The sequence below is a fragment of the Salinivibrio sp. ML290 genome (assembly GCF_001995695.1).
Taxonomy (GTDB): Bacteria; Pseudomonadota; Gammaproteobacteria; order Enterobacterales; family Vibrionaceae; genus Salinivibrio; species Salinivibrio siamensis.
In genome coordinates, this window is the sequence record NZ_MUEY01000001.1 from 132996 (window position 1) to 157687 (window position 24692).

24 protein-coding genes are annotated in these 24692 nt (G+C 52.3%); 11 read left to right on the forward strand and 13 right to left on the reverse strand.

Annotated elements, in window-relative coordinates:
• Positions 1-12: 12 nt before the first annotated feature.
• Both BZG23_RS00695 and BZG23_RS00700 read left to right on the forward strand, forming a co-directional pair.
• Complete coding sequence (locus tag BZG23_RS00695; protein ID WP_077605856.1) at positions 13-861, forward strand: LysR family transcriptional regulator; 849 nt, start codon at positions 13-15, stop codon at positions 859-861.
• A 152-nt stretch (positions 862-1013) separates the two neighbouring features.
• The gene (locus tag BZG23_RS00700) at positions 1014-1619 is read left to right on the forward strand and encodes a cysteine hydrolase family protein (RefSeq protein WP_077605857.1); all 606 of its coding nucleotides are present in this window, start codon (positions 1014-1016) and stop codon (positions 1617-1619) included.
• 179 nt (positions 1620-1798) lie between these two features.
• Here BZG23_RS00700 and BZG23_RS00705 read toward each other — a convergent pair whose 3' ends face one another.
• Both BZG23_RS00705 and BZG23_RS00710 read right to left on the reverse strand, forming a co-directional pair.
• Positions 1799-2716: an IS5 family transposase gene (locus BZG23_RS00705; protein ID WP_077605858.1), complete on the reverse strand. Its 918-nt coding sequence runs from the start codon at positions 2714-2716 to the stop codon at positions 1799-1801.
• A 160-nt stretch (positions 2717-2876) separates the two neighbouring features.
• Positions 2877-3041, reverse strand: a complete 165-nt coding sequence (locus tag BZG23_RS00710) for a helix-turn-helix domain-containing transcriptional regulator (protein ID WP_241837162.1) — start codon at positions 3039-3041, stop codon at positions 2877-2879.
• Between the two features lie 169 nt (positions 3042-3210).
• Between BZG23_RS00710 and BZG23_RS00715 the strand changes: the two genes are divergently transcribed.
• From BZG23_RS00715 to BZG23_RS00730, 4 genes are read left to right on the forward strand one after another with little or no spacing between them, the layout of a single operon-like run.
• A complete protein-coding gene (locus tag BZG23_RS00715) occupies positions 3211-4122 on the forward strand; it encodes a 3-keto-5-aminohexanoate cleavage protein (protein WP_077605859.1) in 912 nt (303 codons plus the stop codon).
• Positions 4119-5075 (forward strand): L-carnitine dehydrogenase, encoded by a 957-nt coding sequence (locus BZG23_RS00720; RefSeq protein ID WP_077605860.1) that lies wholly within the window; start codon positions 4119-4121, stop codon positions 5073-5075. Before BZG23_RS00715 ends, BZG23_RS00720 begins: the two co-directional genes overlap by 4 nt.
• Positions 5075-5536: a thioesterase family protein gene (locus tag BZG23_RS00725; protein ID WP_077605861.1), complete on the forward strand. Its 462-nt coding sequence runs from the start codon at positions 5075-5077 to the stop codon at positions 5534-5536. Before BZG23_RS00720 ends, BZG23_RS00725 begins: the two co-directional genes overlap by 1 nt.
• Before the next feature lie 29 nt (positions 5537-5565).
• Positions 5566-7320: a BCCT family transporter gene (locus BZG23_RS00730; RefSeq protein ID WP_241837163.1), complete on the forward strand. Its 1755-nt coding sequence runs from the start codon at positions 5566-5568 to the stop codon at positions 7318-7320.
• Between the two features lie 141 nt (positions 7321-7461).
• Here the strand turns inward: BZG23_RS00730 and BZG23_RS00735 are convergent, their stop codons facing one another.
• Complete coding sequence (locus tag BZG23_RS00735; RefSeq protein WP_077605863.1) at positions 7462-8433, reverse strand: GlxA family transcriptional regulator; 972 nt, start codon at positions 8431-8433, stop codon at positions 7462-7464.
• Positions 8434-8619: 186 nt separating this feature from the next.
• Here BZG23_RS00735 and BZG23_RS00740 point away from each other — a divergent pair, with 186 nt between their 5' ends.
• Positions 8620-9396 carry an MBL fold metallo-hydrolase gene (locus BZG23_RS00740; RefSeq protein WP_077605864.1) on the forward strand — a complete coding sequence of 259 codons (777 nt, stop codon included), beginning with the start codon at positions 8620-8622 and terminating at the stop codon, positions 9394-9396.
• 94 nt (positions 9397-9490) lie between these two features.
• Positions 9491-10474: a GlxA family transcriptional regulator gene (locus BZG23_RS00745; RefSeq protein WP_021023979.1), complete on the forward strand. Its 984-nt coding sequence runs from the start codon at positions 9491-9493 to the stop codon at positions 10472-10474.
• 84 nt (positions 10475-10558) lie between these two features.
• Here the strand turns inward: BZG23_RS00745 and metQ are convergent, their stop codons facing one another.
• Genes metQ through metN form a run of 3 tightly spaced genes read right to left on the reverse strand, consistent with a single transcriptional unit; the run spans position 10559 to position 13131 of the window.
• Positions 10559-11374, reverse strand: a complete 816-nt coding sequence (metQ, locus tag BZG23_RS00750) for a methionine ABC transporter substrate-binding lipoprotein MetQ (protein WP_077605865.1) — start codon at positions 11372-11374, stop codon at positions 10559-10561.
• 46 nt (positions 11375-11420) lie between these two features.
• Positions 11421-12107 carry a methionine ABC transporter permease gene (locus tag BZG23_RS00755; protein ID WP_077578564.1) on the reverse strand — a complete coding sequence of 229 codons (687 nt, stop codon included), beginning with the start codon at positions 12105-12107 and terminating at the stop codon, positions 11421-11423.
• A complete protein-coding gene (metN, locus tag BZG23_RS00760; protein WP_077605866.1) occupies positions 12097-13131 on the reverse strand; it encodes a methionine ABC transporter ATP-binding protein MetN in 1035 nt (344 codons plus the stop codon). Before metN ends, BZG23_RS00755 begins: the two co-directional genes overlap by 11 nt.
• Positions 13132-13378: 247 nt before the next feature.
• Here metN and BZG23_RS00765 point away from each other — a divergent pair, with 247 nt between their 5' ends.
• The gene (locus BZG23_RS00765) at positions 13379-14017 is read left to right on the forward strand and encodes a LysE family translocator (RefSeq protein ID WP_077578563.1); all 639 of its coding nucleotides are present in this window, start codon (positions 13379-13381) and stop codon (positions 14015-14017) included.
• A gap of 7 nt (positions 14018-14024) precedes the next feature.
• On the opposite strand, the gene BZG23_RS00770 is transcribed toward BZG23_RS00765, so the two are convergent.
• From BZG23_RS00770 to BZG23_RS00780, 3 genes are all read right to left on the reverse strand, one after another.
• On the reverse strand, positions 14025-15164 hold the full coding sequence (locus tag BZG23_RS00770; protein WP_077605867.1) for an amidohydrolase: 1140 nt from the start codon (positions 15162-15164) through the stop codon (positions 14025-14027).
• A gap of 129 nt (positions 15165-15293) precedes the next feature.
• Positions 15294-17441, reverse strand: a complete 2148-nt coding sequence (gene pta / locus BZG23_RS00775) for a phosphate acetyltransferase (RefSeq protein ID WP_077578561.1) — start codon at positions 17439-17441, stop codon at positions 15294-15296.
• A 105-nt stretch (positions 17442-17546) separates the two neighbouring features.
• Complete coding sequence (locus BZG23_RS00780; RefSeq protein ID WP_077578560.1) at positions 17547-18743, reverse strand: acetate kinase; 1197 nt, start codon at positions 18741-18743, stop codon at positions 17547-17549.
• A gap of 369 nt (positions 18744-19112) precedes the next feature.
• Here BZG23_RS00780 and yfbV point away from each other — a divergent pair, with 369 nt between their 5' ends.
• Positions 19113-19562: a terminus macrodomain insulation protein YfbV gene (gene yfbV, locus BZG23_RS00785; protein WP_077578559.1), complete on the forward strand. Its 450-nt coding sequence runs from the start codon at positions 19113-19115 to the stop codon at positions 19560-19562.
• Between the two features lie 124 nt (positions 19563-19686).
• On the opposite strand, the gene BZG23_RS00790 is transcribed toward yfbV, so the two are convergent.
• The 3 genes from BZG23_RS00790 to BZG23_RS00800 all read right to left on the reverse strand — a co-directional run bounded on the left by BZG23_RS00790 (position 19687) and on the right by BZG23_RS00800 (position 22131).
• Positions 19687-20658, reverse strand: coding sequence for a ChaN family lipoprotein (locus BZG23_RS00790; RefSeq protein ID WP_077605868.1), 972 nt, complete (start codon positions 20656-20658; stop codon positions 19687-19689).
• Between the two features lie 18 nt (positions 20659-20676).
• Positions 20677-21501: a 23S rRNA (guanine(745)-N(1))-methyltransferase gene (gene rlmA, locus BZG23_RS00795; protein ID WP_077605869.1), complete on the reverse strand. Its 825-nt coding sequence runs from the start codon at positions 21499-21501 to the stop codon at positions 20677-20679.
• Between the two features lie 129 nt (positions 21502-21630).
• The gene (locus BZG23_RS00800; RefSeq protein WP_077578556.1) at positions 21631-22131 is read right to left on the reverse strand and encodes a YfbU family protein; all 501 of its coding nucleotides are present in this window, start codon (positions 22129-22131) and stop codon (positions 21631-21633) included.
• Between the two features lie 182 nt (positions 22132-22313).
• Between BZG23_RS00800 and BZG23_RS00805 the strand changes: the two genes are divergently transcribed.
• Positions 22314-22979 carry an energy-coupling factor ABC transporter permease gene (locus BZG23_RS00805; protein ID WP_077605870.1) on the forward strand — a complete coding sequence of 222 codons (666 nt, stop codon included), beginning with the start codon at positions 22314-22316 and terminating at the stop codon, positions 22977-22979.
• A gap of 110 nt (positions 22980-23089) precedes the next feature.
• On the opposite strand, the gene focA is transcribed toward BZG23_RS00805, so the two are convergent.
• Positions 23090-24538 (reverse strand): formate transporter FocA, encoded by a 1449-nt coding sequence (gene focA, locus BZG23_RS00810; RefSeq protein ID WP_077578554.1) that lies wholly within the window; start codon positions 24536-24538, stop codon positions 23090-23092.
• Between the last annotated feature and the right edge of the window lie 154 nt (positions 24539-24692).

The window sequence follows — 24692 nt, forward strand, 5'->3', positions numbered from 1 at the left end:
GAGAGCTTCGCGGTGATAAATTGGGACGATTTAAAGTACTTTCTGGCGCTTTATGAGTCAGGCAAAGTCAGCGACGCAGCAGCGAGGTTAAATGTAAACCATGCGACGATTTCAAGGCGTATTAATCGGCTTGAAGACGCGTTACGAATCAACCTTTTCGATCGTACTGGAGATGGATTTACGCCCTCAATAGAGGGCGAGTTGCTTTATGAACGCTCTGTGATTGTGAGAGATGAGGTTGATGGATTATCGGAGTCAATTTCTCCAGACGCTCGTTTTAACCAGTCGGTGAAAATTTCGATGGTGCCATTTTTAGCTGAGAGCATGCTCGTTGAGCAGCTAAAAAGTCTTCAAGACCGTTTTCCAGAACTGAGAATAGAGGTAGATACATCGACTAGGAATCTGAATGTATCGAAGCAAGAGGTTGATATTGCGTTAAGAATGGGACTACCTAAGCAAGGAGAGTCCATATGTAAAAAAGTGGGAGAATGTTCCTTTCTGATTGCAGGAAACGCGTTTTGGATTGAGAGGTTGAAAAACGGTGAGTCAGTGAATATTGTCACTTATACCTCTGAGCTGAGCCATTTAAGAGAATGTCAATTTTTAATAGAAAGACACAGCCTTAAGTCAATTCGATTTCAGGCTGATACTGTATCTCTACAGAAAAAGGCGGCAGAGCTTGGCTATGGTATTGCGCTATTACCCGAGATAACCCTTCGCTCCAGCCCTTTGGTGACTTTGGAGCCCGACCAACCCATAAAGCGTGATATTTGGATACTTTCCTCGAAAAGAACGCATGCCTCCACGTCAAAGAAAATTGTAATGGATGAAGTGGCAAAGATATGTCAAACCATAATTTAGCTTGCTTGCCACGCTCCTCGTTGTACCAAAATAGGTAAGTCAAAGACTACCGCTTCACTGATAAGCATTTTTGCACATCCCATGTGCATCAATAGCACTTAATCCGTTTCGGCAGGTGGATATAATCGGCTTAGTTTTCGAGGAGAAAGACGATGAATGAGATTAAAACACTCAGAGATATTGCCGGAGCGAGTAACTGTAAAGTCAATTGGGAAAGTGTAGCGGTTATTTTTATCGACTATCAGAATGAATATGTGCACGGTGCCTTGCCTTTAGGCGAAGCTGGAGAAAAGGCATTGTTTAATGCCCAAAAAATCCTTGATAGAGCACGCCATCTGTCTGTTCCGATTTTTCATGTTTTACACAAAGGGAGTTCAAGTTCACCCGTTTTTAACTGTGATAGTGAGCTGTCTGATGTAGTCAGCTGCATGGCACCTATTTCCAGCGAGAAGGTGATACACAAGACACTACCTAGCTCGTTTTATAACACAGAGCTTGAAAGCGCCTTAAAACGAAGCGGTTGTACTCAAATTTTGGTTGCAGGCTTTATGAGTCACATGTGCGTTATGGCGACGACGATTAGTGCTCTAGAGCGAGGGTATGAAGTGATCGTTTGTGAAGATGCCTGTGCGTCACGCTCATTGCCAGATCAGCAAGGCAGCACTATTGATGAACGCTCTGTTCATACAGTATCAATGGCAGCGTTGGGAGATCGCTACGCTTCTATTCAATCGACGCGCAGTATTATTACTTCATAGCAAAAAAGCCCGCACTATTCAGCGCGGGCTCACTCATTTGATGGATTGTATCGGCTGGCTTACCAACCTTTGACAGCAGCGCCGCAGTGACTACTGCGCGTTTGTTGACTTAGACCCACCAAGGGCGTTGTTGATCAAATCATTCATCTAACGCACTGATCCCAATGGGATTACTCCCATCAGTCAACTCGGTAACTAACAGGCATACCAAGTCTTATGACTTTGTTTATCGCTTTCACGTTGGCCAATGCTTCGCCAACTTGTGCATCGTAGTTACGTAGAGTCAGCTCAGGGCTGATTAACGTTTTGTATCGAGACATGCCAGTTTCTGACAGAGAGCGTTGGTGATAACCCTCTTCTTGTTTCCAGTCTTCCAAGTTACCCGATTTCAAGGCGCTGACGGCTGCATTGCGAGGGTGGCCGTCCTCCCAGTAACCCGCATTGCTGCGCGGTGGAATGGTCGGTTTGATGCCTTTTTTCTTGAGCACCTGATGACAGGCTTTTGTATCATAAGCGCCGTCAGCACTGACTTGGGCGATTTTTCGGCGTAACGGGTTGAGCAGCGTCGGTAGCGCTTCATTGTCGCCGACAGACGCTAAGCTAACGACGGCAGAAATTACTTCATGTGTACTATCGTCAATCGCGAGATGCAGCTTGCGCCAAACACGGCGTTTTTCCTTGCCATGTTTGCGCATTTTCCATTCTCCCTCGCCGAACACTTTTAAACCGGTGGCATCAATGACGACGTGAGCAACGGGCCCACGACTGGGTAATCGGTAGTTAACCTCAACCGTCTTCGCCCGTTTACTGATACAACTGTATGACGGCGATTTTAGCGGTACGTCCATCAGGCTAAATATCGAGTCGAGAAAGCCTTGCAGGGCGCGAAGAGGGAGCTTGAAAATACCTTTAACCATCAGCGCTGTTTCAATGGCACCATCGGTAAACGTAAAGCCTCTGCCTCGTTTGCCATGATGCTTTTTACAGTGCCAGCCCTGGATAGCGGCGTCATCAACCCAAAAGGTAATCGAACCACGGTTAATCAGTGCTTGATTGTATTGCTTCCAATTGCTGATTTTGTACTTGGCTTTGCTCATCATCTGTGACCTGTTTTGAGGCTTTGATGATCTGATCGCCGCTAGAGTGATAAGTTCAATGATTTAGGAAACAACGCCCCCACCAAGCCTCAACGCCACCCTAACGCATCCACTATCGCCATCAGTGTCTTGAGGGACTGCCTTTTTGGCTGAGTGTACGCTAGAGCGTTTCTCGTGAAAGACCGGTTTGCTTGGCGATATCTGCCATCCCTTTGGCACGTGCGCTCACACCCAGAGCATCGGCGATAAATGCGAGATCGCCCGTTTGCAGCGCTTCTTGGTTGTTCAAGAATGCTGTTGGGTCAAATGGGGGTGTCGTTATCATCGTAAACCGCTATCACGTTTAGCGCTCTACCGTGATTTGCGCCATTCCACCAGCCTGCCAATAACTCACAATGTCTCTTTTTGCTGTTTTTATGTCGCCTAGTGTCAAGTTATGACGTGGTATTCCCGACACACTGTGGCCAGTTTAATCAAGCGACAAGAGGCCGAACATGAATCGCAGCGTCATTCTTACTTGCGCCGTTACCGGTGCGGGCGATACCACGGGTAAAAACCCCAATGTGCCAGTCACGCCAAAACAGATTGCCGACAACTGTATTGAGGCGGCGCGTGCTGGTGCCAGTGTCGCTCATATTCACGTGCGTGATCCTGAAACGGGCGGCATTAGCCACAACATTGATCACTTCCGTGAGGTGATGGAGCGCGTTCGCGAATCAGACGTCGATATTGTTATGAACATCACCGGCGGTGGCGGTGGGGATTGGGTGCCGGATGCCCAAGACCCAAGCCGTGGTGGCCCGGGCACCGATATGCAAACCCCAGCCGAGCGCCATGCGCCAGTGGGCGAGCTCTTGCCTGAGCTTTGTACCTTAGATTGCGGCAGCCTGAATTTTGGCGACATGGTGTACATCAACACTGCCGACTGGCTGCGTGAGCAAGCCCGTATGGTCCAGGTCGCGGGCGTGAAAGCAGAGCTGGAGTGCTTTGACTTAGGCCACGTTTGGTTTGCGCGTCAGCTGCAAAAAGAAGGTTTGCTCGAAGGCGATCCGCTGTTTCAGCTGTGTTTAGGTATTCCATGGGGCGCGGAAGCGGACACCGAAACCATGCTGGCCATGCGCAATAAGTTGCCGGAAAACGCCAACTGGGCGGCGTTTGGCATTGGTCGCCATCAGATGCCGATGGTCGCGCAAGCCATGTTGTTGGGTGGTCATGCGCGCGTGGGTTTGGAAGATAACCTCTACCTGGAAAAAGGGGTAATGGCGACCAACGGCGGCTTGGTAGAAAAGGCGAGCACCATTATTGAAAACCTCGGCGGTCGCGTGATGACACCTGCCCAAACGCGCGCTGCGCTGAAACTGGTTGACCCTAAAACCGGTAAGCCGGTTGAAGGAGGTGACCAATGAGCAAGCAGTTAGCGGTCATCGGCACCGGCGTGATTGGTAATGGTTGGATTGCGCGTGCCTTGGCGCAAGGCTGGGACGTGGTCGCTTATGATCCCGACCCACAAGCGCCTACTCGCACCCGTGCCTTCGTGGCCAATGCCTGGCCATCGTTAGAAAAACTAGGGCTGGCTGAAGACGCAGATCCTGCCCGGTTAACCTTTGTTGATAGCCTTGAGCAGGCGGTGAAAGAGGCCGATCTGGTTCAAGAGAACGTGCCGGAGCGCATTGATATTAAGCGTGAGACCTTGGCGGCTATTGATGCGGCTGCGGCGCCAAACGCGATTATTGGCTCATCGACGTCTGGGTTTAAACCCACTGAGCTGCAGAGTGATTGTGATCATCTTCCCGGACGCGTCATCGTCGCGCATCCTTTTAATCCGGTGTATCTGCTGCCGTTGGTGGAATTGGTGGGCGGCGAAGCCACTCAATCCGATCATATCGGTCGCGCTCATGCACTCTACCAAGAATTGGCAATGCGTCCCTTGGTGGTTAAGCGTGAAATCGAGGGGCACATTGCTGACCGCTTGATGGAAGCACTGTGGCGTGAAGCTTTGCACCTGGTTAACGATGGGGTGGCGACCACCGAGGAGATTGATGCGGCAGTGGTTTATGGCTGCGGCCTGCGCTGGTCACTGATGGGCACCTTCTTAACCTTCCATCTGGCCGGTGGCGAGCAGGGCATGCGCCATATGCTAGAGCAGTTCGGCCCGGCGCTAAAACTGCCGTGGACCAAGCTGGAAGCGCCTGAGCTGACCGATGAGCTGATTGATAAAGTGGTCGAAGGCTGTGAACACCAAGCCGCGGGTCGCCCTGTTTCTGAGCTAGACCGTCGCCGTGATGCGTTTTTGGTCGAGCTTTTAGACTTGGCGCAGAAGTACTGGCCAGAGGCTGAAGGTTTGGAAGGGCGCATCTAATGGCACTGTTAACGATAGACGTCGCCCCCGAATGGGTCGATTATAACGGGCACATGAACGATGCCGAGTACGCACGCGTGTTCTCGCTGGGTGTCGATGCGTTAATGGCCACCATTGGCTTGGATGATGCCGGGCGCACCCAGCATGGCTATACCATTTATACCCTAGAAACCCATTTGTGTTATCGACGTGAGGCGCATCAAGGTCAGACCTTGGTGGTTGACGTGACCGTGTTAGAGCGTGATCAAAAGCGCCTGCACGTGTTTATGCAAATGTGTGATAGCCAAGGTGAGGTGCTGGCCACCAGCGAGCAGATGCTGATGGGCATCGATACGCAAACCGGTCGCCCCGCGCCGTTTCCGGATGCTGTCGCCAGCTTGATTGAGCGGCTGCCTGCCGCATCCGACAATGAGTGGCCCCAGCTTGCGGGGCGTCGCATCGGTCTACCCAGTAGGCAGTGAGCGCGTCGTCACCGAGATGGTGAGCCATCATGAGGTCCCGCCCAGCAGAGCCTGGGCGGATAACGGGATCGCCGGCCCGACTTCCGGCTCAAGGAGGAATCATTATCGCTACTTCAACACCCCCAAACTCACCCCAGCGCGGTGACAGCCAGCAGGCTGCTACCTCGACCGATTATATGGTCACCGAGCTTGCGCAAGGTGGCTTCTTCCAAGGCATGCATCGTGGCATGACCATTTGTTCAGCCGTATTGGTACTGGCATTTGTATTGTTCACCGGCTTTGAGTCAGAGACGGCTAGTGTCTTGTTTGGCACCACGCGCACCTGGATTGAAAGTACCTTTAGTGGCTATTACCTGGTCACCGTGATGCTGTTATTGACCGTGTGCGGTTTTATCGTTTTCAGCAAGTACGGCAACGTGCGCCTTGGCCCTGACGACAGTCGTCCAGAGTTTAGTAATTTCTCCTGGTTCTCGATGCTGTTCTCTGCCGGCATTGGTATTGGCATCCTGTTTTTTGGGGTGGCCGAGCCCATCTTTTATCTCGACAACACCGGTGGATTTGGTTATCCCAACAACCCCCACGCCGACATGGCGGGCGCGGCGACCATTGGTTATGAGCGCGCCATCGATGCGCTGCGGGTCACCGTGTTCCACTGGGGGCTGCATGGCTGGGCCATCTATGTGATTGTCGGTATGTCGCTGGCGTATTTTGCCTACCGTAAGCAACTCCCTTTGGCTCTGCGCTCGGCGCTTTATCCTTTTATCGGCGATCGTATTTTCGGCGCCTGGGGCCATCTGTTTGACATCCTCGGGGTGCTGGGTTGCGTGTTTGGCGTGGCGACTTCACTCGGGCTTGGCGTGAGTCAAATGGCCGTGGGGCTGGAGCGCTTGATGGGTATCGCCTCTGGCTTATCGACTCAACTGGTGTTGATTGCGGTGATTTCGTTTATCTCGATTGTCTCGGCGGTCTCTGGTGTGCGCCGCGGGATCCGTATTATCTCGCAGATGAATATTTGGGTGTCGGTGTTTGTCGTTGGCGTCTTTTTAATTGGCGGCCCCACACTGTGGTTGTTCGGCGCGTTTGGTGAAACCTTACTCGACTATGCGATTAACTTTATCCTGATGGGGCTGTGGTTTGCCGACGAGCCGGGTACGGTAGATTGGCAGCAGGCTTGGACTATTTTCTATTGGGGCTGGTGGCTTGCTTGGGCACCCTTTGTTGGGTTGTTTATTGCGCGTATTTCCAAAGGGCGTACCCTGCGTGAGTTCGTGCTGGGCGTGTTGTTTGTGCCTACCTTGCTGATCTTTGTCTGGTTGGTGATTTTTGGCGGCAATGCTATCTATCAAGAGCTGTATGCCAGTGGTGGTGTGGGCAGTGCTGGCATTATCGACTTGGTTAATGCTTGGGAGCTGCCAGCGGCCTTATTTGCGGCAGCTGATGGCATTGTCGGCACCGGCACGTTCGGCTGGATACTCTCGGCTCTGATGGTGTTCTTGCTGATGAGCTGGTTTGTGACCTCGTCGGACTCGGGCACCTTGGTGCTGACAACCATCTTATCACTGGGTGACGAAGAACCACCGCGGCGTTTCCGTATTATTTGGGGCGTGGTGATTGGCTTGGTGGCAGCAACGCTGCTGATGGCCGGTGGCCTTAAGGCGCTACAGACGGCGTTGATCGCCGCCGCCTTGCCACTGAGCGTGGTGATCCTGGTGATGACCGCCGGGGTGCTGATCTCACTGTTTGGTGAATCGCGCCGCTCGCTAGTGGCGGCTAAAAAAAGCTAGCCGCCAAAAATAGCTGGACGCGAAAAAATAGCGGTTTAAGGCGTCGCTCCGAGACGCGCTAAACGCGAGACAAGCTGCTCATTCCGTTGCCGATTAAGGTGGCGGGGTGAGCGGCTTTTTGTCTATCTTGTTTTTCTTCTTTTACTGGCTTTGGGCTTTGCGCATCTGGCGCGGTGACACGCCGTAGTGGGTGCGAAACGCGCGAGAAAAACTCGAGCTTGAGCTAAAGCCACACGCCAACCCCACCGATAACACATCAAGATCGGTTTCTTTTAGCAAATAATGGGCACGCTCTAGCCGTAACCCCAAATACCAGCTTCGTGGTGACTGGTTCAACTCGCTGTCAAAAAGCCGTTGCAGATGGCGAAGCGAGATACCACTGCGCTGAGCCACCTCCGATAAAGGCAGGGGGGATTCTATATGGCGTTCCATCACATCCACCGCTTCGACCAGACGTCGGCGATGGGTACCTAAACGGCGGGCGAGTGTCATTCGCTGTTGATCGCGTCGGGTACGAATGCGCTCGTGCACCAGCTGCTCAGAGACGTCGATCGCTAACTGGGTACCGTGGCGACGTGCAATCACATCGAGCGCCATGTCCATCGCCGCTGCGCCCCCCGCGCATGAGAAGCGCCGCGATCCCAGTTCAAATAGCTCATCTGAGGTTTTCACCTCCGGGAAGCGCTCTTGAAACGAGGGTAGGCTTTCCCAATGCAAGGTGACACGTTCCCCTTTAAGCAAATCGGCAGCGGCCAGCAAAAAGCAGCCGGTATCGAGCCCGCCGAGCGCGCCCCCCGCCGCATCAAGACGGTGCAGCCAGCGCATTAAGGGGCGGCTTAGATAGGCTTCTGGGTCAAAACCGCTACACACGGCCAGCGAGGGCAGGTCATGCACCGCATCGATGGCTTTATCCGCCAGCAGTGACATGCCGTTAGACGCCTTCACCGGTTTGCCATCTTCACTGATCATTTGCCAATCAAATAGCGCTTCGCCACTGATTTGGTTGGCAATACGCAGCGGTTCGACGGCAGAGAAAAAGGCCATCATCGAGAAGCGGGGCAGTAAAAGAAAGCCGATGCATTCTGGCATCGGGCCGGTGTATTCAAGACGCATGACCGCAAGCTAAACGTGAAGAGTGATGAACTATGATGACTGGCCGCCGCTATGGGGGTCAAGTTAAGGGGGAGCGTCTTTGTCCCGATACTATCTTTATATGTCCTTTTAGCCACTTTTGAGCGTGTGGTTTGGTGCTTATTATTTCGTCACTAACGCAAAGCATAGTGACACTGGAGCGCAATCATGAAAATCACACAAATTCGTAATGCAACACAAATAATTGAATATGCAGGTAAAAAATTCCTCATTGACCCGATGTTAGCCCCGAAGGGGACGTACCCTGGCTTTGAAGGCACAGCCAATTCGCACCTATCGAACCCCACCGTTGAATTACCTTTACCGATTGAAAGTATTATTGATGTGGACGCGGTGTTATTAACTCATACGCACCCAGATCACTGGGATGAGGCTGCCGTGAACATAATCCCCAAAGATAAAACGATTTTTGTGCAACATGAGCGGGATGAGGCCATTCTACGCTCTCAAGGGTTTACCAATGTGCAGATCTTTTCTGAAGAGGTTGATTATCATGGTATTTCATTTATCCGCACGGTATGCCAACACGGCTCTGATGCTGCTTTTCAAAATGAACAAATGGCGGACATATTAGGTGAAGTGACGGGGGTTATCTTCTCGCACGCGACGGAGGAAAAGCTGTATTTGGTTGGTGATACGATCTGGATCCCAAGTGTTGAACAAACCATGATAAAACAACAGCCAGGTGTGGTTATTCTCAACACAGGTTGGGCACATGTCCTTGGTTTCGGCCCTATTATCATGGGTAAGGAAGATGTGCTCAAAACACATCAAGTGCTGCCTGAAGCTAAAATTGTCGCCACACATATGGGGGCTGTGAATCATGCGTTGGTAACAACGCAAGAAATGCGCGCTTATGCAAAAGCTAACATGATCCATGAGTGTGTGTTTGTGCCAGAAGATGGTGAGACAGTGACCCTTTAGGGTGGGTCAATAAAGCATCATAAGATGCTGTGCTGGTGAGCAACACAGAGTAGTGCGTCTTCATTACTCTGTGTTTTAACGATGGAAATGGCCTATGTATCCCACAGACAGTAACAAACTTCCCTCGGTGGCTATTGTCGTTTTTAATCACTTTAGCCCATTTCATATTTCCGTCCCGAGTATTGTGTTTGGGCCTAGCACGTTGAATGAGGCTTTTTTTGACCTCAAGTTAGTCGCAGGAGAACCTGGTCCCATTCTTTCCGATATTGGTATGGAAATTCATACTGAGCATCAGCTGGATGCGCTAGCGCACAGCGACATCATCGTCATTCCCTATTGGCGAACCATTGATGAACGCCCCAATGAAGCACTGCTTGCTGCGCTTCAACGTGCTCATGCCCGAGGCGCATTCGTTGTTGGCTTATGTCTTGGCAGCTATGTGCTTGCCTATGCGGACTTGCTGGTAGGAAGGCGAGCGTCGACACATTGGGAACTAGAACAAGACTTTAGCCAACGGTTTCCGTGTGTTTTGCTGGATACGAATGCCTTGTATGTTGAGGATAATCGCGTGATCACTTCAGCAGGTACGGCTGCCGGGATTGACTGTTGTCTCTATATTTTCCGCAAGTTCTACAGCAGTACCATTGCAAACCGAGTGGCAAGAAGAATGGTCGTGCCGCCATATCGTGATGGTGGACAAGCTCAGTTTATCGACCAACCCATACCGGTGACGTCATCCGACTCTCGTATCAATGCGTTAATGGAGAATATCAGACGTAACCTCAGTCAAAAGCACTCATTGGATGTGCTCGCTGAGTCTGTGATGATGACCCGCCGCACGTTTACCAGAAAATTTAGCCGGGCGACAGGAATGTCATTTGGAGAGTGGTTGACCACCGAGCGACTAAATGTCGCTCAAGATTTGCTTGAATCTACGGACTTATCTATCGAGCAGGTTGTCGAAAAAACAGGCTTTAGCTCGGTGCTTATGTTCAGAGAAAAGTTTAAAGCGCGCTATGAAGTGACGCCTAATCAGTGGAGAAAAGCGTTTTATCGTCAATCCAATAATCAGACCTAAGTGTCAGTTGGGTTGTTCTCTGCATCAAAAAGCCCGCACTTTTCAGCACGGGCTTTATTATTTCAGTCTGTTACGCGTAGTGGCTTACCAGCCTTTTACCACGGCGCCGTCAAAGATTTCCATCGCGGCGTTGTAAACCGCATCAGTTTGGTAGGCTTTAACAAAGGTTTTGACGTTTTCTGCGTCGACGTTGTCTTTGCGCGCCACAATCAGGTTCACATAAGGCGATTCTTTGTCTTCAACAAAGATACCGTCTTTGCTTGGCGTTAGGCCCACGCCTGCTGCAAAGGTGTTGTTGATGATAGCCAAGTCCACATCTTCCAATGAGCGAGGCAGTTGTGGGGTTTCTAGCTCGATGATTTCTACGTTTTTCGGGTTCTCAACGATATCCAGTTTAGTCGCGTTGATGCCTGCGCCTTCTTTGAGCTTGATGATCCCTTGCTGCTCAAGCAATACCAGTGAACGGCCTAGGTTCGATGGGTTGTTAGGCACCGCAATTTTACCGCCTTCTGGTAGATCTTCGACGCTATCTAGCTTGTAAGAATAAGCCGCAATCGGATACACAAAGGTGTTGCCGGCAATCGCAAATTCATAACCACGGTCTTTGATTTGTGCGTCCAAGTAAGGTTTGTGTTGGAAAGCATTCACGTCGACCGAGCCATCATCCAGTGCCGCGTTCGGTGACACGTAATCGGTAAAGGTCACCAGCTCTACCTCAAGACCGAGCTTTTTCGCTTCTTCCACCGCGTGTTCAGCCACTTGTGCTTCTTCGCCGGCCATCACGCCCACGGTGATGCTGTTGGTATCGGTCGCGGCTTGTTCTTTCTCGCCGCAGCCAGTCAGCACCAAGGTTGAGGCAAGGCCAAGAGTGGCAAGTAGTGTTTTGATCGTGGTTTTCATTGTCTGTCTCCCTGTTTGGAACATATTCGTCATTATTGTGTTTGATTTAGCGGTGATCGGCGCGTCGCACCAAGTAATCACCAAAAGATTGAATCGCTTGCACTAAGACTACCAGCATTACAACGGTGATCAGCATCACTGTGGTGTCAAAGCGCTGATAGCCATAGCGGATGCCCACATCCCCAAGGCCGCCGCCGCCGACCGCACCGGCCATGGCCGAGTAGCTCACCAAGGTAACCAGGGTAATGGTCGCGCCATTGATGATGCCGGGGAGCGCTTCAGGTATGAGCACTTTATAAATAATCTGGAACGGGTTCGCGCCCATCGCTTTGGCCGCTTCCTCTAGCCCAGCCGGTAACTCGAGTAACGCCCCTTCAACCAAGCGGGCAATAAATGGAATCGCGCCGACGGTAAGCGGCACAATCGCCGCTGCGGTACCAATCGAGGTACCAACCACCATGCGGGTAAACGGAATAATTGCCACCAGCAAGATAATAAAGGGGATAGAGCGACCAATGTTCACTATTGCGCCGAGCACCTGGTTAACTTGCGGCTGGCCCAGCAAACCACCGGGTTTGGTCACATGCAGTAACACGCCCAATGGGATGCCAATCACAAACCCCATGATCCCGGAGGCAAACACCATGTACAGGGTTTGGCCAGTGGCTTCGAGGAGCAAGTTGATAAGGGCGCTGTTTTCATTGACCCAGTGGGTGAGTTGATCAATTAACATAGCCAAGTACCTCCGTGTTGACATGGTGCTTGTTGAGGTAAGTGATGGCGTTTTCAACCGCCTCTTTTGGACCCATGATTTCCGCAAGGAGTAGGCCGAATTTCACGCCGCCGGCGTAGTCGATATCTGAGCTTAAAATGCTGATGTCGATATCAAACAGACGCGAGATCTGGCTGATTAATGGGTCATCGACCGTTGCGCCGGTAAACTCGAGGCGCACCAAGGGGTAACTGCCTTCGAAGTATTCTTGTTGTAAGCGCTGGGCAAAATCATGCGGCACTGACAAGTCGAGGGTTGAACGAATAAATTGTTTGGCCAAGTCGGATTTGGGATGCGCAAAAATCTCGCCCACCGGGCCGGACTCGACGAGCTCGCCATCGCCAATAATAGCGACGTCGTCACAGATACGTTTGACCACATCCATTTCGTGGGTGATCAGCAAAATGGTGAGGTTGAGCTTTTGGTTGATGGTTTGCAGCAGCGACAGAATGGATTGCGTAGTGGCTGGATCCAGTGCGCTGGTGGCTTCATCACAAAGCAGAACGTTGGGGCTTGGCGCCAATGCACGGGCAATGGCGACACGTTGTTTTTGTCCGCCACTGAGGCTGGCAGGATACACATCACGCTTATCGGCCAAGCCGACCAGATCGAGCAGTTCGCTCACGCGTGTTTCAATCTCATCGCGGCTCGAGCCACTTAGCTCAAGCGGCAGGGCGATATTGTCGAACACGGTGCGTGACGAGAGCAGATTAAAGTGTTGGAAAATCATCCCGATTTTACGGCGCGCTTGGGTCAACTGGCGGCTGGGTAGCGCAGTGAGGTTAGTGCCACCCACTTTGACTGAGCCGCTGGTTGGGCGCTCGAGCAGGTTAACCATCCGGATCAGGGTACTTTTCCCTGCACCGGAGGCACCGATCACACCAAATACTTTCCCCTTGGGAATAAATAAGTTGATGTCATTAAGGGCATGAATTCGGCGTTCCCCGAGTTCGAATACCTTGTTGAGGTTGGTTATCTCAATCATCACATGTCCTTGGCGAATAATTTGATCACAGCAGACTCACTCAGCGGCTTGTGCCACATTCTTGCTGTCGCTCTGGTTATTGATGCTATGAGTTAGTCAAAATTAAGTCAATGGATATTTTTACTTCTGGACGTCTAAATGGCAATAAGTCCAATCGCTTGGTTATAAACTCAACAGTAGGCTTGATCTCAAACGATAAAGGGCGTTTACTAGGAGCCCCTGTAGTGCTTTGTTCTGATTACGCTTTATGCCAACTGCTTTGATTGATACCACCATGCTTTCCTTGTTCATCCCGACCTTTTTTCTGGTGTCCGTGACACCTGGGATGTGTATGACCCTCTCGATGACGCTGGGAATGACCATCGGCGTTAAGCGTAGCCTGCATATGATGTGGGGTGAGTTAATTGGCGTGGGGCTAGTAGCGATTGCCTCGGTAATTGGGGTGGCGGCAATGATGCTTAACTATCCGTCTATCTTTCAGGTGTTCAAATACGTCGGTGGTGCTTATCTGGCGTTTCTTGGGGTACAAATGTGGCGATCTCGCGGGAAAATGGCCATTCCTGAGGATGATGACGCTAGCCCCAGTGAAGCATCAGCGTGGTCCTTGGCGACCCAAGGATTTGTCACCGCGATTGCTAATCCGAAAGGCTGGGCGTTTATGATCTCACTGTTGCCCCCGTTTATTAATCCTAAATTAGCGCTGCCCAGCCAGTTAAGTGTGCTGGTGTTGATTATTCTGCTGACTGAGTTTAGCTGCTTGATGTTGTATGCCAGTGGCGGTCGCACGTTGCGTCAGTTTCTGCAGCAAAGAGGCAACGTGCAACTGCTTAACCGTGTCGCTGGCACCTTGATGGTAGGCGTTGGCGTGTGGCTGGCGCTGGGGTAGGACGTGCTCAATCCGTGTTACGCCCGTGATGCTCAGCGACCAAAGCGGTAAAGAGCGCTTTGGCGGTGGGGAGGATCGCATCGGGAAAATCATAATCGGGGTTGTGCAGTTGCGGATGATGCTCGCCACTGCCAATGCCAAATAACGCGCCCGGCCAACGGGCGAGAAACTCGGCCACATCTTCTGACCAACGCATCGGTTCATTAAGCCAATGTACCTCAACCCCTAGCGATTGCGCGGCATTGGCGACATGCTGTGTATGGTGTGTGCTGTTCTCGGCCGCGATAAAGGGCTCATGCCAGCTAAAACTGACCGTCAACCCTGCCCGAGCCGCCAGCGTGTTCACTTTGTCTATCAAGTCGGCTTTCATGGCCTGAAAGCAGGCGTTGTCATCACTGCGCAAGGTAGCCATCACGGTCGCGTGGCCGGGGGCGACGCCGTAGGCTGGCTCTCCTAACTGGGCATGAACCAAGGTGACAAGGCTGTTGGCCTCAGGGTAGGCGTCGGGCAGTTGTGTCAGGGTATGCATCACGCCTGTCATCGCACTGGCAGGGCTAATCCCGCGTTCGGGGTAGGCGGCATGAGAGGTTTTTCCGTACAGCTCAATGGCGACTCCGGTCGAGGCACAGGCAAAGGTCCCTGGGCGTACCACGATTTGATGCTGATTAAAGCCGGGGAGATTGTGGAAGGCGTAGACGTTATCAATATGCGCGTTGGTAAGTGCGGGGGACTCGCACATACGCGCTGCGCCTTCTCCGGTTTCTTCTGCAGGCTGAAAGGCAAGCAGCACAGTACCACGAGCGGGCGGAGTGTGGCTAAGCTCGGCAGCGACGGCCAGCAACGCCGCGGTATGACCATCATGGCCACACGCATGCATCACGCCCGAATGCTGGGAGCAATAAGCCTGTGTTCCACGCTCTTCAATCGGGAGCGCATCAAAATCGGCGCGTAGCAAGGTGGTGGGCCCTGGCGCAGCGCCTTGAATGGTGACCAGGATCCCGTGGCCGCCGACATCAGTGGCTGGGTGAAAGCCAAATTGTCGCAACTGGGCAGCGATAGTACGTGCGGTGAGGGCTTCGTGGTTAGAAAGCTCAGGGGTTTGGTGCAGGGTATGCCGTAGCGTGACGGGATCGAACTCGTTAGCCATCTTCGACTCCAAAACCAGAATGGATACGCCATGCTAGATCGCGTTTGCATGTCACGTTGTGAACGCAAACGCAAAAAAGCCAGCAACAGGTGCTGGCTTTTGTTTTATCTCGACAGGGCGTGGTGAAAATTACACTTGGCCGTTGTCTTCCGCTTGTTTCGCTTGGATAGCTGTCAGGGCCACTGTGTAAACAATGTCATCGACCAGTGCGCCACGAGACAGGTCGTTCACCGGTTTGCGCATGCCTTGCAGCATTGGACCGATAGACACCAGCTCAGCAGAACGCTGTACCGCCTTGTAGGTGGTGTTACCTGTGTTCAAGTCTGGGAAAACGAACACGGTCGCTTTACCGGCAACCGGTGAATCCGGTGCTTTCGACTTAGCAACATTTTCCATGATTGCTGCGTCGTACTGCAGTGGGCCATCAATTACCAGATCAGGGCGCTTCTCTTTGGCAAGGCGGGTGGCTTCGCGAACTTTATCCACGTCAGCCCCTTTACCTGAGCTACCAGTCGAGTAAGAGATCATCGCTACGCGTGGCTCGATACCAAAGGCGCTGGCTGAATCGGCCGATTGAATGGCGATTTCTGCCAGTTGCTCAGCGTTTGGATCTGGGTTGATCGCACAGTCACCGTATACCAGCACTTGCTCAGGCAGCAGCATGAAGAAGACCGACGACACCAAAGAGGCGTTCGGGGCTGTCTTGATGATCTGCAGCGGTGGGCGAATGGTGTTGGCCGTCGTGTGCACGGCACCGGAGACCAGGCCGTCCACCTCGTTGGCTTCTAGCATCATGGTACCCAGCACCACGGTGTCTTCCAGGTGCTCTTGCGCAATCACTTCGGTGATGCCTTTGCTCTTACGCAGCTCAACCAAGCGGGCCACGTACTTGTCACGCGCTTTCACTGGGTCAATGATTTCTACGCCAGCGCCCAAGGTTACGCCTTGCTGATCGGCTACACGTTTAATTTCTTCTGGGTTACCCAAAAGCACACACTCAGCAATTTTACGCTCCGCACAGATAGCGGCCGCTTTAATGGTGCGTGGCTCGTCACCTTCTGGCAGCACAATGCGCTTGGCGGCTTTACGCGCAAACTCGGTGAGCTGGTAACGGAAAGCGGGTGGGCTGAGACGACGCTCGCGGTTAGAGCCAGAGCTTAGTGACTCAATCCAGTTGCCATCAATGTGGCTAGCCACATGGTCGTTCACAAACTCAACGCGCTCTTTGTCGTCAGCCGGGACTTCGAGGCTGAAGCTTTGCAGGTTGAGTGAGGTTTGCCAGGTGTTACCTGCGGTGGTGAACACTGGTAGGCCGGTTTCAAAGGCACGGTCACACAATGCTTTGAGCTGATCAGGGATCGAGTAACCACCGGTCAGCAGCAGCGCACCGATTTCCACGCCGTTCATTGCTGCCAAGCAGGCCGCGACAATCACGTCTGGACGGTCTGCCGAGGTCACTAGCAGTGAGCCAGGGCGGAAGTGCTCAACCATGTTAGGAATAGAGCGTGCGCAGAAGGTAATGCTCTTGATACGGCGCGAGTGAATTTCACCTTCATTGATGATGGTGGCATTCAAGTGCTTAGCCATATCGCTGGCACGGGTAGCAATCAGATCGATTTTCCATGGCACACAGCCCAGTACGCGGATTGGGCTCGTGTTGAAGATCTGCATCACTTCAACGTTAGTCGGACGCGCGCCGTCTGCATCGTCAAAGATCTCTGACAGATCGGGACGGGTGCGGCCAGCATCATCAACAGGGGCATTGAGCTTGTTGATGATCACGCCAGAGATGTTGCCGTTTTTGCTGCCACCAAAGTTGGTGCAAGCAAACTCGATACGCTCTTTTAGCTGCGCAGGGTTGTCGGTACCTGGTGTGGTCACAAAGACAATCTCTGCATCCAGCGTCTTGGCAATCTCGTAGTTGATTTGGTTGGCAAACGGATGGTTACGCGTGGTGACCAAGCCTTCAACCAGTGCCACTTCGGTGTTTTGGGTGGCGCGTGTAAAGCGTGCAAGTACTTCTTCTAGCAGCACGTCTTCTTGATCGGAACGCAGCAGATCTTCGGCCTGGTTCATTGACATCGACTCGGCGACTTTCATGTCACTGTTGGCGTGAATGATTTCTGTCGTCAGGTCAGTGACATCAGTGTCGCTACCGTGATGAGGCTGCGCAATGGGTTTAAAAAATGAGACGCGGACGCCTTTACGCTCCATCGCTCGCATCACGCCGAGGCTGACACTTGTCAGGCCGACGCCGGAGCCGATTGGGATTAGCATAATAGTACGGGACACGTTGACTTCCTCTTACTATCTGATTGGCGTGCCGGACAGGCCGGCACAAATATAAAAACGGCTGAGTGGAATCAGCCGTTGGGAATGGTCTTACAGGCCAGTTAGGCGCGCGGTGTCTTGCGCAATGACCAACTCTTCGTTGGTTGAAATCACCATCGCAGGCACGCGGCTTTCGTCTGTGGTGATCACGCCTTCACCGCCAAAGCGGGCTTTTAGGTTGCGTTCTTTGTCGACGTCAACACCCAGCAGAGATAGGCGCTCGAGTACCAATTCGCGGATTGGGCCTGAGTTCTCACCGATACCGCCGGTGAAGACAATCGCGTCTAGGCGACCATCGAGGGTCGCGGTGTAGCTGGCCACGTACTTAGCAAGACGGTGACAGAACACGTTCATCGCGCGAGTGGCTTCTTCTTTCTCGCCATAGTTGTCTTCGACAAAGCGGCAGTCAGAGGTCACTTCGGTCAAGCCTTGTAAGCCAGACTCTTTGGTTAGCATGGTGTTGATTTGCTCAACGCTGTAGCCCAGTGCATCGTGCAGGTGGAAGATAATCGCTGGATCTAGGTCACCAGAGCGGGTGCCCATTACCAGGCCTTCCAACGGGGTCATACCCATTGAAGTGTCGACGGATTTGCCGTTTTTAATCGCACAAACTGATGCGCCGTTACCGAGGTGGCAGTTAATGATGTTCACTTCATCAACAGGTTTGCCAAGCTGCTCAGCGGCGGCGTTAGCGATAAAGTAGTGCGAGGTACCATGCATGCCATAGCGACGGATGCCGTGCTCTTTATAAAGGTTATAAGGCAGTGCATACAAGTAGGCTTCTTCTGGCATGGTTTGATGGTATGCCGTATCGAATACAGCGACATTTTTCAGCGCTGGGAAGGCTTTTTTCGCCGCTTCGATACCTACGATGTGGGCTGGGTTGTGCAGCGGTGCAAAGCTGGCTGCATCGTGGATCCCTTTCAGTACATCGTCCGTAATTAATGCTGACTGAGTGAAGTGCTCGCCACCGTGAACAACGCGGTGGCCAATGGCACCTAGGTTCTCGGCAAGCTCAGGCTTAGAAGCCAGGATGGTATCAACAATGAAGTTAAGCGCTTCGTTGTGTGCGGCACCTTCGCCGAGTTGGGCTTCATGCTTACCGTCCATCTTCCACTTGATGCGGGCTTCTGGAAGGTGAAGGCATTCGGCTAGACCGGTAAGATGCTCATCGCCTGATTGAGCGTCGACAATGGCGAACTTCAAAGAGGAGCTTCCGCAATTGAGTACGAGAACCAGCTTGGACATGTATGACTACCTATGTTTCGTAAGACAGAGTGTATTGAACAAAAAGGATAGTGGACAAACAGAGACACTACCTTTTTAAAAAAAGAATTATCTCATGCGTTGTCGCGGGGAAAGAACCATCTTTATCCGTCCTGGATAAATGAACGCTCCGTCGAGTACAACCAGATTAGGTTGCGAGACAATCGAATCCGAGCAACAATGATAAAGTGCGCTAAGGATAGCGGGACTTGATACAGATAACAAAAATTTTTTGAGCAATACTGGTTAATTTTGAAAGTTTTTAAACAGTTTGTTTAATTTTTATTGTAAAAGTTGAGTGACAGCGCCTTGTGTCACACTGAGCGAGTCACACGAGTAAGTGAGGTAGGTATGACAACGAATAAGTCAATCTGGCGTTGCCTGCAAGATGGTCAGAAGTACATGCAGGAATGGCCAATGAGAAAGGAGTTGGCACCGGTATTCCCCGAGAACCGTGTGATTACCATGACTCGCTTTGCGATCAAAGTGATGCCAGCGGTGGCGGCGATTAGCGTGTTATTACAGATGTCGGCCAATAATGTACAAGGGCTGCCGCAGGCGGTGATTGTGGCCTTGTTTGCATTGAGCTTGCCGGTGCAAGGTTTGTGGTGGTTGGGTAAGCGTCGTGATACGCCTCTGCCGCCAGCGCTTGCGGGTTGGTATCGCGAGCTGCATCAAAAGATCACCAGTGAAGGACATGCGATGCAGCCGATCAAAAACCAGCCTCGATACAAAGAGCTTGCGCATGCGTTAAGCCGCGCGTTTAAAGTAGATCGCGCTGCGTTGGAGCGTTGGTTCTAACAGACACGCGGCGTCGTCGCTATCGACTAGCGAACAGATATAGAGAAGAAGCGACAACAAAAACGCCGACCGTTTGGTCGGCGTTTTTGTATGTGGGACAGTGTCTGTGGGAAAGCGTGAGCGCTTAGCTATTTGTGGCGCGCTTGCACTGGGCGGCACCTTGCCCTTTCATTTGGCTCACCGCTTGGCGCATTTCGTCCATCGACAGCCAGCGCTGTGGCATGGGTAGCACGTGTAAGCGCAAGTCGGGCGCGTCGTCGCTTAGCATGGCTTGGTCGCTTACCGCGGTGATCAATGCAATGCGCAGTTCAGGGTTACGGGCGTGAATTTGTGCCGCGGTTCCCAACCCTTCGGCGATGTGAAAGCGCCCGGCGATATGCACAATTTGGCTGTCAGGTTGAGCGGTATGGTGATCGACGATGCTTTCGGCCATGGTGGCATCCCACGCAAGCTGAGCCGCATACTGGGCGTCTGTTTGGCTGGCGCTGCCATGGTGCATATTGGCCTTAAACTTGCGCTTATACGGTGAATCTTGGGTATCTATGGTGTCGGCAAACCAGCTACGCTGTTGCTCGGACAGACTATCGAGATATGACAAGCCTTGCTGACCAATACAGCGCACCAGTCGCTTGGGGGCGTTGGCAGCAATCACCTCGATTTGGCGTTGCTTGGCCAGTTCAATCAAGGGCCGGTAACTGCCATCATAATTATCCCATGCATTGGCTTGTCGCTTTAATGTGTCTTCGCCGATCTCGCCAGCAAGATATTGGTCAAGCACGGGTTGTGTATCGCGACTGAATTGCTCCATCGACAGGGCGACTGGGTGTTCTGAGGCGAGCTGGCTGAGTAGCTCAGCTTGAAAGCGGTGCACGCCTGGATGGCCGTGCCATTCGCCAATGAGTACCACATCGGCATCCGCCACTTGGCGGGCCACTTGGGTCAGGCTCAATGATTCGCCCTCTGCGCGAGTGACTTGGTAGTCAAATAAAGTGGCAAGCGCATCGGTTTTTGCATGAAGCGTCGAACTGGTGAATACGATGCAGGCTGCGGCGAGCCAGGCGCTGATGATACGAACCGATACGCGACCTTGTTTCATGGGATGTCTCCTTGGCTATCATTGCTCGGCGGCGTGATGGCGATACACGCGCAGGGTGAAGTCGGCGTCGCACTCAAAGGCCTCGCTGTTCGCTAAGGTGTCACGCCATTCATCCGAGGCGCGCCAGGCAAAGGGCGTCATTTGCAGCAGAGTCAGGGCTTGCTCACCTGCCAATGTCATCGAGTAATGCAGTGAGTGCTCACTTTCAAGTTGGAAGCCTGGTAGGGCTTCAGGTGGCGTTTCGTGTAAACGCACCTCTTGATAGATACCGGCTTTTAGCTGAAATAGATGACGTGGACCTGGCGTAACCGTCACCACCACGCCGCCAGGCTTAATCGCGCGCGCTAACTCTTCACCGTTACAGGGCGCATAAATCCGTACCACACCATCCAAGCTGTTGTCGGCAAACGGCAGGCGTTGGGAAGAGGCAACCGAGAACTGACACTGTGGGTACCACTTGGCCGCATAACGCACCGCCACTTTGGCAATATCTAATCCGTGTACCGACCATTGTTGCTCTGCGGTTTGATCGGCAATCGCGTGGGTGTAGTACCCTTCACCACAGCCGACATCCAAGATGGTTTTGTGCTCGCCATCGAGCGCTTGGGTGAGAGCGTCAATCATCGCTTGGCGCATAGGCGCATAGTGGCCAGCGTTTAAAAACGCCCGACGCGCTTGGGTCATGGCCTTGTTGTCGCCCGGATCTTTAGAGCGCTTAAATTGCACGGGGAGCAAATTGAGGTAGCCTTCTTTGGCGCGGTCAAATTGGTGATTGTTCGCGCAATAGGCGCCACGTGAGGTGGCTTGCAGAGACTGTTGGCACAGTGGGCATCGATAAATCATGGTCGTTCGGTGTGTTAGCGTGAATGGGCTTAAGGGTACGGGCTTGCGATGGATTCGACAAGCGCGAGACGCGCAAATAAAAAGCCGCCTCGCGGGCGGCTGGGATTCGGGATGGTCGCGCTCTGCGGTTTAGGCGGCGAGGATTTGCTCAATCTCGGTTAAGCTTAAGTGGAATTGGCGCGGGCAATGACGCCATACATCCAGCATGCGACGGTATTTGTCCAACATGGGCATTTGGCTGTTAAAGCGATGCTCGCCCTGATCGAATTGCGGATAGAGTCCCTCCGTATCGACAAGAAAGCGGACATAATGCACTAACGCACCTTCGGTGGCGGCGTCGAAGCCCCAGAATTGAACGCGGCGCGGTGATAAGGCGGCTTGGTTGGCGTCGTCCAAGAGGTTGTATGAGGCCTGCATGGCATGGTGCATTTCCATGATATCAATGATCTCACGACACTGGGTTTCGCATAGCGCCTCGAACTGGCTGATCACTTCTGCCATTTGCAAGCTGTAACCGCGCTCAATAATGGTTTGTAAGCGGCGATACTTTTCGCTATTAGAGGGATCGAGGTGGCACATTAATTGGTATTGATTAGATAAAATTAGACGTTGTGCAGGGGTCATATCCATCGCGGTTGGCCTCTTAACTCTCAAAGGTACAATAGTCATTCATCAATTGATGAGGGAATAAATAGAGACTACCAGCTCTATGAGGGGGAAATCTTGATCTGGGCTATGTCCGTAGCACGTTTATCACCCGCTAGTTGTTGTGTCAGTCAAAGGTAGAAAAGGTCAGTGACTAGGGATTGAATATGTTTGAGTTCGCCGAAGTGAGCGGTTGGCAATGGAGTGGCTGGTTATTGTGGGCAGCGGTGCTGTATCGAACCTATCCGCCGGAATTTTTTTCTAAGCTGCGTCAAGAAACCGGTTACCAGCATTTGGCGTTTTCCTCGGCGGTGGTGTTGTTTGCTTTATGGGCGCTTCAAGCAGGGATCAAAGCGGGGCTAGATATCCACTTTTTAGGCGTGACCACGCTCGCCTTGTGCCATGGTTGGCGTATCGCTATTTGGATTGCCACTGTGCCTCTAACACTGATGGCGGTGTTTGGTTTTGTCCCTGTCGCGGACTTGGGGATGACCGCGCTCACCACGGCGGTGCTGCCAATCACTTTTAGTTATGCGATTTTCGCGCTCAGTTACCATTATTTAACCCGCCACCTGTTTATTTATATTTTTATCGCCGCTTTTATCGGCGCGGCGCTGACCATGGTATTCCAGCTGTCCGTGACATCGTTGTGGTACGGGCTGGCAGAGCGACATAGCTGGCAAGACATTGTCCATAACTATCTGCAAATTGCACTCCTGATGTGGTTCCCTGAGGCGTTATTAAATGGCATGGCGGTGACAGTGATGGCGGTATATCGGCCTCATTGGCTACGCACCTTTTATGACCGTGAGTATTTATCACCTGAGCGTTAGGCCGTGTGTCAATGCGGCGATGACGGCAACATCTCGATGAAAAATGCCGCCAGTATTGACCGGCGGCGTGATCGATAACGGCTATCTCTGTGTTAGGTGGTGACTAAGTGTTAGGCGGTGACTAAGCCTTCTTTCGCATCGGCGGGAAGGATATCCATTGCATTACCGTAAAGTGGCGCGAGTGCTCGAATCACATCGGCGCGCGTGATCACCCCCACCAAGCGCTCGTCTTTCATCACCGGATAAATATAGGGACGAGACAGTGTTTGCGTTTTGGCGCGCTCTAATGCCGATTGGTTGGTAAAGCGGGTGGCAATGCCCGCATCACTGACCGGATAGAGCACTTGGTTATCAATGCTCATGTACTGCGCCAGCTCAATCACCGATTGGTCTGCCTCAACGGTTTGTACCTCGGTGCGCATCAGATCTTCAACTTTGGCATCCATGTCGGGTTGATAGTCATTCCACCATAGATCCACTAAGACATCTTGCACCGAGAAAAAGCCAACCAGTTGATTTTGGCTGTCTACCACAGGGGCGCCTTGAAGCTTGGTGCGGTTGAGCTGCTCTAGGGCGTCCGCCACAAATTGCTGGGCTTTTAAAGCACACTGAGCCGATTGCATGTTGTTTTCAATAGTTAAGGTTTCTTGGGTCATAATAGGTCTCTCAGAATAAGGCGCAGACGGGAGCGTCAATGCAGAAATGTGCGCGGTTTTGTGTTCTCTTTCTGGGTTGATAATCAGCCAATAGCCCATACCAACCAGGCCAGCGCCACCGACGATATTGCCAAGGGTGACGGGGATTAAATTGGCACTGATAAACTGGATGAGATTGACGTCATTAAAGGCCGCGGGGGAACTGCCCACCGCTTGCCAAAAGCTGTCTGGTGCGAAGGTGGCGATGCTCATGCCCAAAGGCACCATGAACATATTGGCCACGCTATGCTCAAAACCGGTGCTGACAAACATGGCAACAGGTAAGATCACCATCACGGCTTTGGTCAGCGGGTTTTGCGAGGTGAATGTCATCCAAATCGCCAGACAAACGAGCAAGTTACAAAGCACACCGAGGGAGAACGCTTGCAGCCAGCTGTGATGCAGCTTGTGCTGCGCGACATGAAGAGCGTTGAGCCCCCACTGTCCATCATCAAGCTGATATAAACCCGCCGCCATCACGATCAGCACCAACAATAGCGCGCCGCATAAGTTGCCGATATACACCCTTGCCCAGGTATAAAGCAGGCTACGTGTACTAATTTTGCCGTTGGCGCGAGCAAGCATGGACAGCACCGTGCTGGTAAATAGCTCGGCCCCGCCGAGTACCACGAGAATTAATCCCATGCTAAAGGCCAGTCCGCCCATCAGCCGAGTGAGCCCCCAGCCGGCCGTGCTCCCCGTGGTCACCGTGAGGTAAAACACGAATGCCAACCCGATAAATAGGCCTGCCATCATCGCCAGCCCGACGGCCATACGGGTCGATTTGCGCGATTTGCTCTCTGCGTATTGTTCGGCTTGCACCAGCAGCGCAGCGGGGCCGTCAGTGTGGATAGGGGTTACCATCGGCTGCCTCCTCTTTTGGCAATGTGTGCCCGACCTTGAAGACAAAAAAACATACTGGTTGTACTCCTTTTTAGACTGAATGTGAATAAATCCAGCCTATGCGTGTGGTTATCAGGAGTAAAATTGATATTTCTTAGGGTAATAATCACAAAAA

What these genes read in the sequence shown, in the direction of transcription:
- BZG23_RS00705 (WP_077605858.1), bottom strand. Translation starts at nt 2,716, where the DNA reads ATGAGCAAAGCCAAGTACAAAATCAGCAATTGGAAGCAATACAATCAA.
- BZG23_RS00730 (WP_241837163.1), top strand. Translation starts at nt 5,566, where the DNA reads ATGAGGTCCCGCCCAGCAGAGCCTGGGCGGATAACGGGATCGCCGGCC.
- BZG23_RS00745 (WP_021023979.1), top strand. Translation starts at nt 9,491, where the DNA reads ATGTATCCCACAGACAGTAACAAACTTCCCTCGGTGGCTATTGTCGTT.
- BZG23_RS00735 (WP_077605863.1), bottom strand. Translation starts at nt 8,433, where the DNA reads ATGCGTCTTGAATACACCGGCCCGATGCCAGAATGCATCGGCTTTCTT.
- rlmA (WP_077605869.1), bottom strand. Translation starts at nt 21,501, where the DNA reads ATGATTTATCGATGCCCACTGTGCCAACAGTCTCTGCAAGCCACCTCA.
- BZG23_RS00755 (WP_077578564.1), bottom strand. Translation starts at nt 12,107, where the DNA reads ATGTTAATTGATCAACTCACCCACTGGGTCAATGAAAACAGCGCCCTT.
- BZG23_RS00740 (WP_077605864.1), top strand. Translation starts at nt 8,620, where the DNA reads ATGAAAATCACACAAATTCGTAATGCAACACAAATAATTGAATATGCA.
- BZG23_RS00800 (WP_077578556.1), bottom strand. Translation starts at nt 22,131, where the DNA reads ATGGATATGACCCCTGCACAACGTCTAATTTTATCTAATCAATACCAA.
- BZG23_RS00715 (WP_077605859.1), top strand. Translation starts at nt 3,211, where the DNA reads ATGAATCGCAGCGTCATTCTTACTTGCGCCGTTACCGGTGCGGGCGAT.
- BZG23_RS00805 (WP_077605870.1), top strand. Translation starts at nt 22,314, where the DNA reads ATGTTTGAGTTCGCCGAAGTGAGCGGTTGGCAATGGAGTGGCTGGTTA.
- BZG23_RS00790 (WP_077605868.1), bottom strand. Translation starts at nt 20,658, where the DNA reads ATGAAACAAGGTCGCGTATCGGTTCGTATCATCAGCGCCTGGCTCGCC.
- focA (WP_077578554.1), bottom strand. Translation starts at nt 24,538, where the DNA reads ATGGTAACCCCTATCCACACTGACGGCCCCGCTGCGCTGCTGGTGCAA.
- BZG23_RS00700 (WP_077605857.1), top strand. Translation starts at nt 1,014, where the DNA reads ATGAATGAGATTAAAACACTCAGAGATATTGCCGGAGCGAGTAACTGT.
- yfbV (WP_077578559.1), top strand. Translation starts at nt 19,113, where the DNA reads ATGACAACGAATAAGTCAATCTGGCGTTGCCTGCAAGATGGTCAGAAG.
- BZG23_RS00720 (WP_077605860.1), top strand. Translation starts at nt 4,119, where the DNA reads ATGAGCAAGCAGTTAGCGGTCATCGGCACCGGCGTGATTGGTAATGGT.
- metQ (WP_077605865.1), bottom strand. Translation starts at nt 11,374, where the DNA reads ATGAAAACCACGATCAAAACACTACTTGCCACTCTTGGCCTTGCCTCA.
- BZG23_RS00780 (WP_077578560.1), bottom strand. Translation starts at nt 18,743, where the DNA reads ATGTCCAAGCTGGTTCTCGTACTCAATTGCGGAAGCTCCTCTTTGAAG.
- metN (WP_077605866.1), bottom strand. Translation starts at nt 13,131, where the DNA reads ATGATTGAGATAACCAACCTCAACAAGGTATTCGAACTCGGGGAACGC.
- BZG23_RS00710 (WP_241837162.1), bottom strand. Translation starts at nt 3,041, where the DNA reads ATGATAACGACACCCCCATTTGACCCAACAGCATTCTTGAACAACCAA.
- BZG23_RS00770 (WP_077605867.1), bottom strand. Translation starts at nt 15,164, where the DNA reads ATGGCTAACGAGTTCGATCCCGTCACGCTACGGCATACCCTGCACCAA.
- BZG23_RS00725 (WP_077605861.1), top strand. Translation starts at nt 5,075, where the DNA reads ATGGCACTGTTAACGATAGACGTCGCCCCCGAATGGGTCGATTATAAC.
- BZG23_RS00765 (WP_077578563.1), top strand. Translation starts at nt 13,379, where the DNA reads ATGCCAACTGCTTTGATTGATACCACCATGCTTTCCTTGTTCATCCCG.
- pta (WP_077578561.1), bottom strand. Translation starts at nt 17,441, where the DNA reads ATGCTAATCCCAATCGGCTCCGGCGTCGGCCTGACAAGTGTCAGCCTC.